The organism is Cryobacterium levicorallinum (assembly GCF_004402405.1).
Classification (GTDB): Bacteria; Actinomycetota; Actinomycetes; order Actinomycetales; family Microbacteriaceae; genus Cryobacterium; species Cryobacterium levicorallinum.
Window position 1 is genome coordinate 12,702 of record NZ_SOFE01000021.1, and the last position, 12,209, is coordinate 24,910.

Annotated in this window: 15 protein-coding genes; 7 read left to right on the top strand and 8 right to left on the bottom strand. The window is 67.5% G+C overall.

The window, feature by feature from the left end:
• The first annotated feature begins 7 nt into the window (after positions 1-7).
• Positions 8-997 (top strand): NAD-dependent epimerase/dehydratase family protein, encoded by a 990-nt coding sequence (locus E3O11_RS10145; RefSeq protein WP_092452402.1) that lies wholly within the window; start codon positions 8-10, stop codon positions 995-997.
• 63 nt (positions 998-1,060) lie between these two features.
• On the opposite strand, the gene E3O11_RS10150 is transcribed toward E3O11_RS10145, so the two are convergent.
• The 3 genes from E3O11_RS10150 to E3O11_RS10160 all read right to left on the bottom strand — a co-directional run bounded on the left by E3O11_RS10150 (position 1,061) and on the right by E3O11_RS10160 (position 2,928).
• Complete coding sequence (locus E3O11_RS10150; RefSeq protein ID WP_369828635.1) at positions 1,061-1,423, bottom strand: GntR family transcriptional regulator; 363 nt, start codon at positions 1,421-1,423, stop codon at positions 1,061-1,063.
• Positions 1,420-2,412 carry a hypothetical protein gene (locus E3O11_RS10155; protein WP_092452405.1) on the bottom strand — a complete coding sequence of 331 codons (993 nt, stop codon included), beginning with the start codon at positions 2,410-2,412 and terminating at the stop codon, positions 1,420-1,422. The genes E3O11_RS10150 and E3O11_RS10155 overlap by 4 nt, the downstream gene beginning before the upstream one ends.
• Positions 2,413-2,553: 141 nt before the next feature.
• A complete protein-coding gene (locus E3O11_RS10160; RefSeq protein ID WP_092452408.1) occupies positions 2,554-2,928 on the bottom strand; it encodes a GntR family transcriptional regulator in 375 nt (124 codons plus the stop codon).
• 169 nt (positions 2,929-3,097) lie between these two features.
• Between E3O11_RS10160 and E3O11_RS10165 the strand changes: the two genes are divergently transcribed.
• Positions 3,098-3,868: an ABC transporter permease gene (locus E3O11_RS10165; protein WP_092452411.1), complete on the top strand. Its 771-nt coding sequence runs from the start codon at positions 3,098-3,100 to the stop codon at positions 3,866-3,868.
• Positions 3,869-3,877: 9 nt separating this feature from the next.
• Here E3O11_RS10165 and E3O11_RS10170 read toward each other — a convergent pair whose 3' ends face one another.
• Positions 3,878-4,315: an Lrp/AsnC family transcriptional regulator gene (locus E3O11_RS10170; protein WP_092452413.1), complete on the bottom strand. Its 438-nt coding sequence runs from the start codon at positions 4,313-4,315 to the stop codon at positions 3,878-3,880.
• Positions 4,316-4,541: 226 nt separating this feature from the next.
• Here E3O11_RS10170 and ddaH point away from each other — a divergent pair, with 226 nt between their 5' ends.
• The 5 genes from ddaH to E3O11_RS10195 all read left to right on the top strand — a co-directional run bounded on the left by ddaH (position 4,542) and on the right by E3O11_RS10195 (position 8,420).
• Positions 4,542-5,396 (top strand): dimethylargininase, encoded by an 855-nt coding sequence (gene ddaH / locus E3O11_RS10175; protein ID WP_092452416.1) that lies wholly within the window; start codon positions 4,542-4,544, stop codon positions 5,394-5,396.
• Positions 5,397-5,422: 26 nt separating this feature from the next.
• The gene (rocD, locus tag E3O11_RS10180) at positions 5,423-6,685 is read left to right on the top strand and encodes an ornithine--oxo-acid transaminase (RefSeq protein ID WP_092452543.1); all 1,263 of its coding nucleotides are present in this window, start codon (positions 5,423-5,425) and stop codon (positions 6,683-6,685) included.
• A gap of 152 nt (positions 6,686-6,837) precedes the next feature.
• Complete coding sequence (locus E3O11_RS10185) at positions 6,838-7,800, top strand: acetylxylan esterase (protein ID WP_092452419.1); 963 nt, start codon at positions 6,838-6,840, stop codon at positions 7,798-7,800.
• Between the two features lie 45 nt (positions 7,801-7,845).
• Positions 7,846-8,052, top strand: a complete 207-nt coding sequence (locus tag E3O11_RS10190; protein ID WP_170851596.1) for a ribbon-helix-helix protein, CopG family — start codon at positions 7,846-7,848, stop codon at positions 8,050-8,052.
• Positions 8,049-8,420, top strand: a complete 372-nt coding sequence (locus tag E3O11_RS10195; RefSeq protein ID WP_092452422.1) for a type II toxin-antitoxin system death-on-curing family toxin — start codon at positions 8,049-8,051, stop codon at positions 8,418-8,420. Before E3O11_RS10190 ends, E3O11_RS10195 begins: the two co-directional genes overlap by 4 nt.
• A gap of 37 nt (positions 8,421-8,457) precedes the next feature.
• Here E3O11_RS10195 and E3O11_RS10200 read toward each other — a convergent pair whose 3' ends face one another.
• The 4 genes from E3O11_RS10200 to E3O11_RS10215 all read right to left on the bottom strand — a co-directional run bounded on the left by E3O11_RS10200 (position 8,458) and on the right by E3O11_RS10215 (position 12,108).
• Positions 8,458-9,852: an alpha-hydroxy acid oxidase gene (locus E3O11_RS10200; RefSeq protein ID WP_092452425.1), complete on the bottom strand. Its 1,395-nt coding sequence runs from the start codon at positions 9,850-9,852 to the stop codon at positions 8,458-8,460.
• 12 nt (positions 9,853-9,864) lie between these two features.
• A complete protein-coding gene (locus tag E3O11_RS10205; protein ID WP_092452428.1) occupies positions 9,865-10,566 on the bottom strand; it encodes a FadR/GntR family transcriptional regulator in 702 nt (233 codons plus the stop codon).
• Between the two features lie 245 nt (positions 10,567-10,811).
• Entirely contained in the window at positions 10,812-11,141 is a 330-nt protein-coding gene (locus E3O11_RS10210; RefSeq protein WP_092452431.1) for a metal-sulfur cluster assembly factor, read from the bottom strand.
• A gap of 40 nt (positions 11,142-11,181) precedes the next feature.
• Entirely contained in the window at positions 11,182-12,108 is a 927-nt protein-coding gene (locus E3O11_RS10215; RefSeq protein ID WP_092452434.1) for a 2-hydroxyacid dehydrogenase, read from the bottom strand.
• Positions 12,109-12,209: the final 101 nt, after the last annotated feature.

Sequence of the window (12,209 nt, forward strand, 5' to 3'; positions counted from 1 at the left end):
GCGCGCCATGAGAGTGCTGGTGACCGGAGCCAGCGGCTTTCTCGGTCGCGCCGTCGCTGAGCGCATCAGCGCGGCCGGGCACGAGGTGCGCACCTTTCAGCGGCGGCCATCCGGCGTGGCCGGCGTCGAGGACGTTCACGGCTCCATCACGACGCCGGCCGACACCCCGTACGCCGGTCTCGCCTATGCCGTCAGCGGCATGGACGCGGTCGTGCACCTCGCCGCGAAGGTCTCGCTCACCGGGGATCCGGACGAGTTTGCGGCGGTGAATATCGGCGGCACCCGCACGGTGCTGCAGGCTGCGCAGCAGGCCGGCGTCTCCCGGTTCGTCTACGTGTCCTCACCGTCGGTCGCTCATGCCGGCAGTTCGATCATGGGTTCGGACGCGCTGCCGGCCGCGCCGGAACACGCTCGCGGCGACTACGCCCGCACCAAGGCTCACGCCGAACTGCTCGCGCTGGCCGCCGATGCTCCCGGATTCAGCGTGGTCGCCGTGCGCCCGCACCTGGTCTGGGGTCCCGGCGATACCCAGCTGATCGAGCGCATCGTCGACCGTGCGCGCTCCGGTCGGCTGCCGCTGCTCGGCCACGGCGCTGCACTGATCGACACGACCTACGTCGATAACGCGGCTTCGGCCATTCATGCCGCGCTCGACGCAGCTGTCACCGTGCATGGCCAGAGCTACGTGATCACCAACGGGGAACCGCGCCCAGTTGCGGACATCCTCGCCGGAATCTGCGGCGCGGCCAACGTGCCGGCGCCGACCTGGCGGGTGCCGGCATCCGCTGCCCGCGGTGTCGGCTCGCTCATCGAGGCCATCTGGCGGCGTCGCCCGGGTGTCGACGAGCCGCCAATGACCCGGTTTCTGGCCGAACAGCTCTCGACCGCGCACTGGTTCGACCAGCGCCGCACCCGCGCCGACCTTCACTGGACCCCCGCGGTCTCACTTGACGAGGGCTTCGGGCGTCTCGCCGCGCACTATCGCGCTCGCCCCTAGCTGCGACCCGCTCCGCCCACCACTGTGCTCGGGCCCAGACCGCTTTGGTGTGGGCGGCAGGCGCTACGCGCGAAACCCGAGGGCCGCGCGCGCGAACGTGAGCGCCTCCTCGGGGGCCACGCCGAGCTTGCGCGCCCGGGCGGCGAACGCGGCGGCGGCGGCCTGCACGTGCTGCTGGGCGGCATCCCCACTGGCGGCGATGAAGGAACCGTTGCGGCCGCGCGTCTCGATTACTTCGTCGCGCTCGAGCTCACGGTAGGCGCGGGCCACGGTGTTGGCGGCGAGCCCCAGATCGTCCGCGAGTTTGCGCACGGTCGGCAGCTTGTCGCCGGGGGCCAGTGAACCCGCACGAACGGCGGCGAGTACCTGCACCCGCAACTGTTCGTAGGGCGGTGTGGCGGAGCGCGGATCGACCAGCAGCATCATGCCGAGGTCTTCTCTCGGCTGTCTTCGTCGGGCCAGTTGTCGGCGGTTGGGCCGCGCCGGCGCCGGTCGAGTTCCCTGGCTGTCTCGGGCCACAGTCGACGCAGGTAGTGCGTGGTGCTGCGATTGCGCAGGCTCGTCACGCTCCAACCGATTAGGGCGAAGACCAGCACCGGTCCCATTATCGTGAACGATTCGACCAGAATCTCCCCGACCGAGCCGGGCTCCGGCAGATAGATCGAGTCGCTGAGTGACAGGAACAACACGCAGGTACTGACGGCCGCAATGATGCCCGGGATCCCGACCAGGCTGCGCAGGGTGGTGCTGCGAAAGGCATCGCTCCAGGCCAGTTCGATGGATGTGCTGGCCGGCTGGCCGCGATCGAGCAGCGCCCCGGCTGCCGCCCAGGTGAGCAGGCTCGCTGCAGCCGCGAGGGCCAGGAGCAGTCCGGCCGGCCAGAGAATAGTTCGCACCGAAACGTCATCGAACACCCGCTCAGGGTTGATCGCGATGACTCCGAGCACGGCAATGTAGCCGAGGGTGGCCAGCGCCAGGAATCCCAGCGAAAACGTGCGGTCGAGCGGCGTGACATAGTCGGCCAGCCGGGGCGACAGGCTGCGCGCGAGTCGCGGCGCCTCGGGAACCGGGGCGAAGGCCGCATGCGAATCGTTGAGGATCACGGCGCTTGTCGACGCAACCGTCATCGTGACCCCGACCAGAAGTCCGTTCCACGGGCTCTCGCTCCCGCCCATCGAGACGAGCGCCGCCGCTCCGACGACGAGTCCGATCATCGCTCCGACGACCCCGGCACGTTCCCGGCGATAGAGTCGGCGCGACAGCTCGGGAACGATCCCGGGCACCAACGCGAGCCCGACCTGCTGAGAGTAGGCGTGCAGCATCCGTCTGCGCGGTTCGGCTCTTGAGATATAGGCCAAACGGATGCCGAGACCCGCCATCACCAGCGCTGCCAAAATCACCAAGACCGGATTCACAAAACCCTCCCTTTGTGTGCGTTTTGTACCAGAGTAGCAATACAAACAACTGTGGCAATAGGTGCTCGGCAGGAAAAGCTGTCCTGGCCGTGCCTGACCGCGAAAACTCAATGCACCCAGAAAGAGCACAGCACCAGCGGTTCAGGCGCTGGGACGCTCCAGAGCTTCGGTGACGAGAGCGAGCGCCTCCTCCCGGCTCACCCCGAGCTGCTGAATGCGAGCGGCGAACGACGCGGCGGCCGCCTGGGCCTGCCGCGCCGCCGCATCGCCATTGGGAGCGATGAATGACCCGAATCGGCCGCGGGTTTCAATGACGGCGTCACGCTCCAGCTCACGATAGGCGCGGGCGACCGTGTTCGTGGCGAGGCCGAGTTCAGCGGCGAGGGCACGCACGGTCGGCAGGCGAGTGTCGTGGGCGAGCTCGCCGGAGCGCACGGCCGCAATCACCTGGCTGCGCAACTGTTCGAACGGCGGCGTACTCGACTGGGAATCAATGGCAACAAAGGAAGCGGGCACGGGACCCTCCGTTCAACGTTATGGACAATTTTGCCCCGCTACAACGGATGCTGCAACAGCATACCGTTGGTACGTTCCTCCAGAATGTCCGAGAGCGCGGGTGCCTGCCTGCCTCAACGCCCACGAAGCACCGTTCGTGAGGCCGCGGCGGCTCGGTAGGCTCGAACCCATGACTTTCCCGGCCGATCTGCCCGCCCAGCTGGCCGGGCTGCTGCCCACCCTGGTCGGTGTCATGCTGCTTCTGGCGGTGGTCGTGACGGTGCTGCGCGGCTATCGCACGCAGCATCCGTTCGCGCCGGCGTTGGCCCTGCTGCGCGGTACCCTGCAGCTGGCCGCGATCAGCCTGATCCTCAGCGGAATCATCAACGATCCGCTCTGGGTCGGTGTCGGACTGCTCGTCATGTTTGCGGCGGCCGTTGGCACGGTGGCCCGGAGGATCGGCTTCAACCGGCGCCACCTGGTACGGGTTGCTGCGGCGATGGGGCTCGGTGTTGTCGTCACGCTGACGATCGTGTTCACGACCGGAGCGATTGAATTTTCGCCGCGCTACGTGCTCGCCATCGGCGGCATCGTCATCGGCAATGCCATGTCGATCGCGACGCTGAGCGGTCGGCGCTTCACCGAAGCGGTCGGCGACCACTGGGACGAGGTCGAGGGCTGGCTCGCGCTCGGCGCCACACCGAGCCAGTCCACCCGGGAACTCGCCCGGCAAGCGGTCTATTTCGCCATCATCCCGTCCACGGATCAGACCAAAACCACCGGCCTCGTGACGTTGCCCGGGGCGTTCGTCGGCGCGCTCTTTGGCGGAGCATCGCCGCTGGAGGCCGGCCGGTTTCAGATCGTCGTGCTCGCCGGCATCCTCTGCGCCGGGTCGATCGCCGCGGTGACCCTGCTGCACTTGGTCGGCCCGGTGCGCCAAAAGCCCGTCCCCACGGTCTAGCCCTCGAAATTACTCGACCGAACGGTGAATCAGGCGGGACAAGACGATCGCGCTCCGGGTGTGGTCGACGTTGGGCGCGAGGCGCACCTTTTCGAGGGCCGCCTCGAGGCCGGGAATGTCCCGGGCGCGAATGTGCACCATGGCATCGGCGCTGCCGGTGATCGTTCCGGCATCGACCACCTCCGGCACGCCGGAGAGAATGCGCAGCAGTTCGTCGGGCGCCACCGTGCCGCGGCAGAACAGCTCGACATAGGCTTCCGTGCTCATGCCGTCGACGGCCGGGTCGACCTGAATGGTGAAGCTGCGAATGACCTTGTCGGCCACCAGCCGATCAACGCGCCGTTTCACAGCGGATGCCGACAGCCCCACGACGGATCCGATATCGCCGTAGCCGGCACGCGCATTCTGGCGCAGCAGGTCGAGAATGCTGTGGTCTAGGTTGTCCATGGGCCGAGTCTAGGCGATCGCTGTGCGCAAACGTGCGTCCCGACGGTCATTCTCGAAGATTTATTGCGCAGATCAGCGTGAAACGTTGAATCGTGCTGTGTGAGACTAAGACTGGCGTCCCGGAACGATCGTGGTTCGATCGCGCCGGGCTCTCGTGAGCGACCTGGTCCGCCATTCACCCTACGTTTCGTGGGTTTTCAGGTCCGCGAAACGACGAAGGAGCCTCATGTCGATCAACTCAGCCACCCCCGTCCTCTCCGAAGAATCGGCCGTTCCGGTGCGCACCGCCACCAAGCGCACCATTCTCATGTGCAAGCCGCAGTTCTTCACCGTGGTCTACCGCATCAACCCCTGGATGGACCCGGCCCTGCCCACCGACACCTCGCTCGCCGTCGAGCAGTGGCAGACCCTGTACGACACCTACGTCGGCCTCGGTTACGACGTGCAGCTGATCGAGCCGATCGACGGCCTGCCCGACATGGTCTACGCGGCCAACGGCGGATTCGTCATCGACAACCAGGCCTACGGCGCCAAGTTTACCCACGTACAGCGCCAGCCCGAAGGTCCCGCCTACATGGACTGGTTTGGCGCCAACGGCTTCGACGTGCGCGTGCCGATCGAAACCAACGAGGGCGAGGGCGACTTTTTGCTGGTCGGCGACGTTATTCTGGCCGGCACCGGCTTTCGTAGCGATTCGAACAGCCATGCAGAGCTCTCGATTATCGCCGGCCGCCCGGTCATCACCCTGCGCCTGATCAACCCGAGCTTTTACCACCTCGACACCGCCGTTGCCGTGCTCGATGACAGCAATATCGCGTACCTGCCGAGCGCGTTCGATGCTCCGAGCCTCGCGATTCTGCAGGAACGTTATCCCGACGCCATTATCGTCACCGAAGAGGATGCCTCCATCCTCGGACTCAACTCCTACTCCGACGGCTACAACGTCGTCATCGCCGCCCGCGCCAAGGACTTCGAACAGCAGCTGCGCGCCCGCGGCTACAACCCGATCGGCGTCGACCTGTCCGAGTTGCTGCTCGGCGGCGGCGGCGTCAAGTGCTGCACGCTCGAGCTGCGCCGATGACCGCGCCCAACCTGAAGGAGCACGATATGACCACGAACCTGACCGCCGAGACCGTGCCCGTAGCATCCGTTTCGCCTGAAGCCACCGCACTGATCGCCCAGGAAAGCGCGCACGCCGCGCACAATTACCACCCGCTCGAGGTCGTTGTCGCGACCGGTGATGGCGCTTGGGTAACGGATGTCGCCGGTCACCGTTATTTGGACTGTCTCGCCGCGTATTCCGCCGTGAACTTCGGGCACTCCAACCCGGTTCTGCTTGACGCCGCCCGTGCGCAGCTCGGCCGCATCACGCTGACCAGCCGCGCCTTCTACAACGACCAGCTCGGCCCGTTCGTCACCGCGCTCTCCGAACTCGCCGGCAAAGACATGGTGCTGCCCATGAACACCGGCGCCGAGGCCGTCGAATCCGGCATCAAAGTCGCCCGCGCCTGGGGCTACCGAGTCAAGGGCGTCGCGCCCGATCTGGCCAACATCATCGTCGCCGCCGGCAACTTTCACGGCCGCACCACCACCATCATCAGCTTCTCCGACGACGAATCGGCCCGCGCCGGTTTCGGACCGTTCACACCCGGTTTTCGCACCGTGCCCTACGGCGACGCCGCGGCGCTCGAGGCTGCCATCGACGAGAACACCGTCGCCGTGCTGCTCGAACCGATCCAGGGCGAGGCCGGCATCGTCGTGCCGCCGGCGGCCTATCTGCCGGCCGTGCGCGAGATTACGACGCGTCTGAACGTGCTGTTCATCGCCGATGAAATCCAGTCGGGGCTCGGCCGCACCGGCTCGACCTTCGCCTGCGACCTGGTCGGCGTCGTGCCCGACCTTTACCTGCTCGGCAAGGCCCTCGGTGGCGGCATCGTGCCGGTGTCGGCGGTCGTCGGCAACACCGACGTACTCGGAGTGCTGCACCCCGGCGAGCACGGCTCCACCTTCGGTGGCAACCCGCTCGCCGCCGCCGTGGGCCTGGCCGTCGTGAAAATGCTGGCCACGGGCGAATACCAGAAGCGAGCGACCGAACTCGGTGCACGCCTTCATGCCGGGCTCTCGGCGCTGATCGGCCACGGCGTGGTCGAGGTGCGCGGCGTCGGTCTCTGGGCCGGCATCGACATCGACCCCGCGCTGGCCCCGGGCCGCGTCGTCTGCGAGGCTCTGCTCGCCCGCGGCGTGCTCGCCAAGGACACCCACGGCTCGACCATTCGGCTCGCCCCGCCGATCGTCGTCTCGGCTGACGACGTGGACTGGGCTGTCGAGCAGTTGCGCCTGGTGCTGGCCGACCTCACCGCCGCGAAGTAGGCCTCCGGTCGGTTCGCGGCACCGGCCCGGCCCGCCCCGTTCCGCGGGGATCGCGGCTCGGCGAACGCGCGTTTCCTGAATCAGCCACCGCAAGAGCGGATGCCCCCGCGTGACGGCTACGGCGCCAGGCGGGCGGCTCTAGGCTGAAGGGCATGTACACCGACCTGCCCGAAGCCGAACTCCGTGCCTATCGCAGCGGCCAGGCCGACCCGGGCGACTTCGACGCGTTCTGGGCCGACACCCTCGCCGAGGCCGAGGGCCATCCGCTTAATGTCACAGCCTTGAAGGTCGACGCCGGGCTCAGCACGCTGGACGTGTTCGACCTGACCTTCGCCGGCTTCGGCGGGCAGCCGATCAAGGCCTGGCTGCGGGTGCCCGTCGGCGCGAGCGGTCCGCTGCCGACCATCATGCAGTTTCACGGCTACGGCCGGGGACGCGGGCAGGCTTTCGAGAATCTGCTGTGGGCATCCGCCGGTTTCGCCCACTTCGAGATGGACCTGCGCGGGCAGGGCTACGGCGGCAGCGCCGGCGACACTGCCGATGACGCCGGGAGCGGCCCACAGGTCCCAGGGTTCATGACTCGCGGCATTGACTCCCGCGAGACCTACTATTACCGCCGCCTCTTCACCGACGCCGTGCGCGCCGTCGCGGCGGCCCGCAGCCTGGCGCTCGTCGACGAAGCCCGCGTCGGCGTGATGGGCACCAGTCAGGGCGGTGGAATCGCACTCGCCGTGGCCGGACTGGTTCCGGACCTTTCCGCCGTGGTCGCTCGGGTGCCGTTTCTGTGCGACTTTCCGCGGGCATCCGTTATCACCGACGCGCAGCCGTACCGCGAGCTGGGCCAATATCTGGCGACCCACCGGCTCAAGGTGGCTCGTGTGCACGACGTGCTGTCCTACTTCGACGGCGTCAATTTCGCCAAGCGGGCCACCGCGCCGGTGACCATGACGGCGGCACTGATGGATCCGATTTGCCCGCCATCGACCGTCTTCGCGGCCTACAACAACTATGCCGGCCCGAAGCAGATCACGGTCTGGCCATACAACGGGCATGAGGGCGGCGCCTGGGAAGACGACGCGCTCGCACTGCGGGCGTTCCGCGAGAACCTGGCCTGACGTTCGGCTCTTGCCGCCAAAAACCAATGGCGGTACCATTTTGGTATGGCTATCAATGTGCGCATCCCGGAGGAGCTCGATCGTCAACTGGAAGAGCTCGCGGCGGCACAACACGTGTCGAAGCACGCTCTGCTGCTGCAGGGGGCAACGCTGATTGTCGACCGCTACTCGCGTCGAGATGAAATCGAGTCGGGCCTACAGTTCGTACTGACCCATGACGCCGAGTTGCTGCAGCGGCTCGAAGACGCATGACCCGATACCTGGAGGTCGCCGACGCGCTTCAGGTGACCGAGCGCTACGGATTCCACGTACGGGACGCCGGCCTCCTCGCATCTGCGCTGGCCCGGCCGTCGGCGTCCATGTTTGGAACGGATGCCTACCCGACGTTTGATCGCAAGGCCGCAGCCTTGCTCGAATCGCTCGTGCGTAATGATCCGCTCGTGGACGGAAACAAGCGCACCGGTTGGACCCTGATGGTTCTCTTTTTGTGGATCAACGGATTTGCTCACGATTTCACCGCCAACGAGGGGTTCGACTTCGTGATCGGCGTCGCCGAAGGAATTATCGACCTCGACGAATCTGAACGCCGCATCGCGGCGCATCGGGTCCAACGGCCATAAGCCGCGGCGCAACCCGGACCGGGCTGCGCCGCGGGGGCTATTTCGGCGGTGCCGTCTTCCTCGGCGCCCGCTTGACCGGCGTGACCGTCACGGCAGCGGATGCACCGACGCTCTGTTTCGGCGCAGCGGCTGTGCCTACCGGAGCCTTGCGTACCGGAGCCTTCCGCGCGGGAACAGCCTCGGCCGCGGCGACCATGGGAGCGGCGACCGGCATCAGCCGGGACAGCTGCGTCACGTGCCCGGGGTTCAGCTCCTCGAGCGAGTTCACCCCGAGCAGCCGCATCGTGCGGCTGACCTGCTCCGACAGAATCTGGATCGTGCGGTCGACCCCGGCCTCACCGCCGGCCATCAGGCCGTAGAGGTAGGCGCGGCCGATCATGGTGAAGCGCGCGCCGAGCGCGATCGAAGCCACGATGTCGGCGCCCGACATGATGCCCGTGTCGAGGTGCACCTCGGTGTGCGCACCGACCTCGCGCGCGACCTGCGGCAGCAGGCGGAACGGAATTGGCGCCCGGTCGAGCTGGCGACCGCCATGGTTCGAGAGGGTGATGCCGTCGACGCCGAGATCGACGAGGCGCTTGGCGTCCTCGAGGTTCTGCACGCCCTTGACGACGACCTTGCCGGGCCACTGCGCCTTGATCCAGGCCAGGTCCTCGAAGTCGACCGTGGGGTCGAACATCGTGTCGAGCAGGTCAGCGACCGTGCCGCTCCAGCGGTCAAGACTCGCGAAGGCGAGCGGTTCGGTGGTCAGAAAGTTGATCCACCACTCCGGCCGGGGCAGCGCGTTGAGGACCGTGCCGAGGGTGAGCGCCGGCGGAATCGAGAAGCCATTGCGCTTGTCGCGCAGCCGGGCGCCCGCCACGGGCACGTCCACGGTCACCAGCAGCGTGTCGAAACCGGCCTTCGCGGCCCGGTCCACGAGGGCCATCGACCGGTCGCGGTCCTTCCACATGTACAGCTGGAACCAGTTGCGGCCGTTCGGGTTGGCGGCCTTGACGTCTTCGATCGAGGTGGTACCCATGGTCGACAGCGCGAAGGGGATTCCGGCCCGAGCCGCCGCGTGCGCCCCGGCGGTCTCGCCCTCGGTCTGCATCATGCGGGTGAATCCGGTGGGCGCGATACCGAACGGCTGCGAAACCTGCGCCCCGAGCACATCCCAGCCGGTCGTCACGGTCGACACGTCGCGCAGGATCGACGGGTGGAACTCGATGTCCTCAAAGGCCTGGCGGGCCCGGCCGAGCGATATTTCGGCCTCGGCCGCGCCCTCGGTGTAGTCGAAGGCGGCCTTCGGCGTGCGCTTCTGGGCGATGGCGCGCAGGTCCGCGATCGTGAGCGCGGCGGCCAGCCGGCGCTTCTTCGCGTTGAGCTCCGGGCTCTTGAATTTCATCAGCGGGGCGAGATCTTTGATTTTGGGGATGCGTCGTTGAACCATGGTCGTCCTTCTCTAGTGATCGCGCAGGTGGGTTTCGGCGTAGTAGCCGGAGATGTGGGCGTGCATCGCGAGGCGGGCGGCATCCGCTTCACCGGACAGAATGGCGGCCAGAATGCCGCGATGCTCCAGCATCAGGCGAGCGGATGTTGCCGGCCAGTTCTCGAGGCCCGCCGCGCCGGCCCGCGCGTACCCCTCGATCGCGCTGCGGAGGCCGGCCATCGTCGCCGTGACGACCTGGTTGCCGCTCGTTTCGGCGAGGGAGAGGTGGAACGCCGCGTCGAGGGCGAGAAATTCGGCTTCGGTGAGGGTCTGGTTTTCCATCGCGGTGAGGATCTGCGCGGAGGCGGCTAGGTCGGGGGAGCCTGCGGCCGCGAGGTCGGTGACGATCGAGCCCTCAAGCACGAGTCGGGTTTTGACCACGTCGGCCACCGCAAAGCCCTGGGCCGCGACCTGCAGGCGCATGAGCGCGGACATGCCGCCGCCGGGGCGGGCGACGATAATCGCGCCCGCCGAGGGACCGGAACCGGCCGCGGTGCGGATCAGACCGACCACTTCGAGCACGCGTAGGGCCTCGCGTACACTGGATCGGCCGACGCCCAGGTCGGCGGCAAGGGTGCGCTCGGGCGGCAGGTGGTCTCCCGGGCTGAGCCGGCCGTCGAGCAGGTCGCGTTCAACAGCGTCGAGCACGACCTGCCAGGCGCGTGGAGCGGTCATGGGATCTCCTCTCGATCAGTGTGGTCTGACCACAGGTTACAGGAGGATCACCCGGTCGCGCGATAGGCAAATCGTCATAACTTGGGAGCGCCCGTTTGGTGCGCACGCGTCTGCACCAAGCGACAGCGCGACGCGCGTCGCCCGGGCGCACCAGGGCGGAGGGAAGCAACTCGCGCGGGACTCAGGCATCCGTTCGAGGCAGGAGCACGTGGCCGGGTTGCCCCAGCCGCAGAGACAGTGGGTGGTTACAGCCTCAGACCGAGGGCGCTGATCATGTCGCGACCGTCGTCGGTGATCTTGTCGGGCGTCCACGGCGGCATCCAGACCCAGTTGATCCGATGGCGTTCGACCACGCCGACGAGGGCCTGCTCGGTTTGCTCCGTCAATACCTCCTGCTCGGGGCAGCCGGCCGAGGTGAGGGTCATTTGGATGACGAGCGTGTCGGTGTCGTCGTCCCAGGCCAGGCCGTAGATCAGGCCGAGGTCGAAGACGTTGATGCCGATCTCGATGTCCATCACGTTTTTGAGTGCTTCTTCGATGTCATCCTGGCGTGCCGGAGTGAGTGCTGAGACCATGGTCCCAGCCTACGGTCGCGGCGGGGCGCGCAGTGCCCGACTAACTCGTCAACACGACGTTGATCGGGGTCTCGCCGCGCAGCATCCGTTCTATTTGCTGGCGAACGAGCAGGGCCATGCGTGGCAGCATCGCGCTCGAGGCGCCGCCCACGTGGGGGGAGATGATCACGTTGGGCAGCGCGAAAAGTGGATGCCCCGCCGGCAGCGGTTCCGGATCGGTCACGTCGAGCGCGAGCCGGATTCGGCCGCTGGTGGCGTGAGCGAGCAGCGCCTCCGTGTCGGCGACCGGGCCGCGGGCGATGTTCACCAGCAGGGCGCCGCCCGGCATGAGCGACAGGAACGCGTCATCGACCATGCCGGTGGTTTCCGGCGTGAGCGGCACGCCGACCACGACGATATCGGCCCTCGAAAGCAGTTCGGGCAGGGACTCGAAGCCGTAGATCGTGCCGCGTTCGTCGGTGCGGGCGGTGCGGGCGACGCGAATGACCGTGGTTTCGAAGGCAAGCAGCCGAGTTTCGATGGCGTGGCCGACGCCGCCGTAACCGAGCAGCAGCACGGTGCGGTCGGCCAGGCTCGCGTGCTGCGCTGGCGCCCACTCGCCCCGCTCGGCGGCGCGTACGAAGTCGTCGATGCCGCGCTGGGAGGCCAGAATCAGAGCGAGGGTGAGCTCGGCGGTCGAGGTCTCGTGCACGGAGGCGGCGTTGGCGAACACGTGCCCGGCGGGCAGCAGCGTGTCGATGCCGTCGTAGCCGATGGACTGGCTCTGCACGAGCCGGGTGCGCACGCCCGCGAGGTGGGCCACCCGGTTGGCGGCGCCCATGTACGGTGTCACGACAAGGTCGATCTTGGGAATAGGTGCCGGGCCTTCCATCGCCCACTCGATGACCTCGACGCCATCGGGCAGCTCGCCGAGGGCGGCGCGCAGGTCGGGGTCGGGCAGGCTGACGCGCAGGGTTTCGGAGCTCATCGGTCAAGCCTAGACGGACACCGGTGCTCGGAGCCGAGGGTGGCGTGTAGAGCGGCGAGGTCGCCTGGACCATCCCGCGCCCGTGTCGGGGGTTCCGGCGG

What these genes read in the sequence shown, in the direction of transcription:
- E3O11_RS10195 (WP_092452422.1), top strand. Translation starts at nt 8,049, where the DNA reads ATGACCCGATACCTGGAGGTCGCCGACGCGCTTCAGGTGACCGAGCGC.
- E3O11_RS10145 (WP_092452402.1), top strand. Translation starts at nt 8, where the DNA reads ATGAGAGTGCTGGTGACCGGAGCCAGCGGCTTTCTCGGTCGCGCCGTC.
- E3O11_RS10150 (WP_369828635.1), bottom strand. Translation starts at nt 1,423, where the DNA reads ATGATGCTGCTGGTCGATCCGCGCTCCGCCACACCGCCCTACGAACAG.
- E3O11_RS10210 (WP_092452431.1), bottom strand. Translation starts at nt 11,141, where the DNA reads ATGGTCTCAGCACTCACTCCGGCACGCCAGGATGACATCGAAGAAGCA.
- E3O11_RS10205 (WP_092452428.1), bottom strand. Translation starts at nt 10,566, where the DNA reads ATGACCGCTCCACGCGCCTGGCAGGTCGTGCTCGACGCTGTTGAACGC.
- E3O11_RS10190 (WP_170851596.1), top strand. Translation starts at nt 7,846, where the DNA reads ATGGCTATCAATGTGCGCATCCCGGAGGAGCTCGATCGTCAACTGGAA.
- ddaH (WP_092452416.1), top strand. Translation starts at nt 4,542, where the DNA reads ATGTCGATCAACTCAGCCACCCCCGTCCTCTCCGAAGAATCGGCCGTT.
- E3O11_RS10170 (WP_092452413.1), bottom strand. Translation starts at nt 4,315, where the DNA reads ATGGACAACCTAGACCACAGCATTCTCGACCTGCTGCGCCAGAATGCG.
- E3O11_RS10185 (WP_092452419.1), top strand. Translation starts at nt 6,838, where the DNA reads ATGTACACCGACCTGCCCGAAGCCGAACTCCGTGCCTATCGCAGCGGC.
- E3O11_RS10165 (WP_092452411.1), top strand. Translation starts at nt 3,098, where the DNA reads ATGACTTTCCCGGCCGATCTGCCCGCCCAGCTGGCCGGGCTGCTGCCC.
- E3O11_RS10200 (WP_092452425.1), bottom strand. Translation starts at nt 9,852, where the DNA reads ATGGTTCAACGACGCATCCCCAAAATCAAAGATCTCGCCCCGCTGATG.
- rocD (WP_092452543.1), top strand. Translation starts at nt 5,423, where the DNA reads ATGACCACGAACCTGACCGCCGAGACCGTGCCCGTAGCATCCGTTTCG.
- E3O11_RS10215 (WP_092452434.1), bottom strand. Translation starts at nt 12,108, where the DNA reads ATGAGCTCCGAAACCCTGCGCGTCAGCCTGCCCGACCCCGACCTGCGC.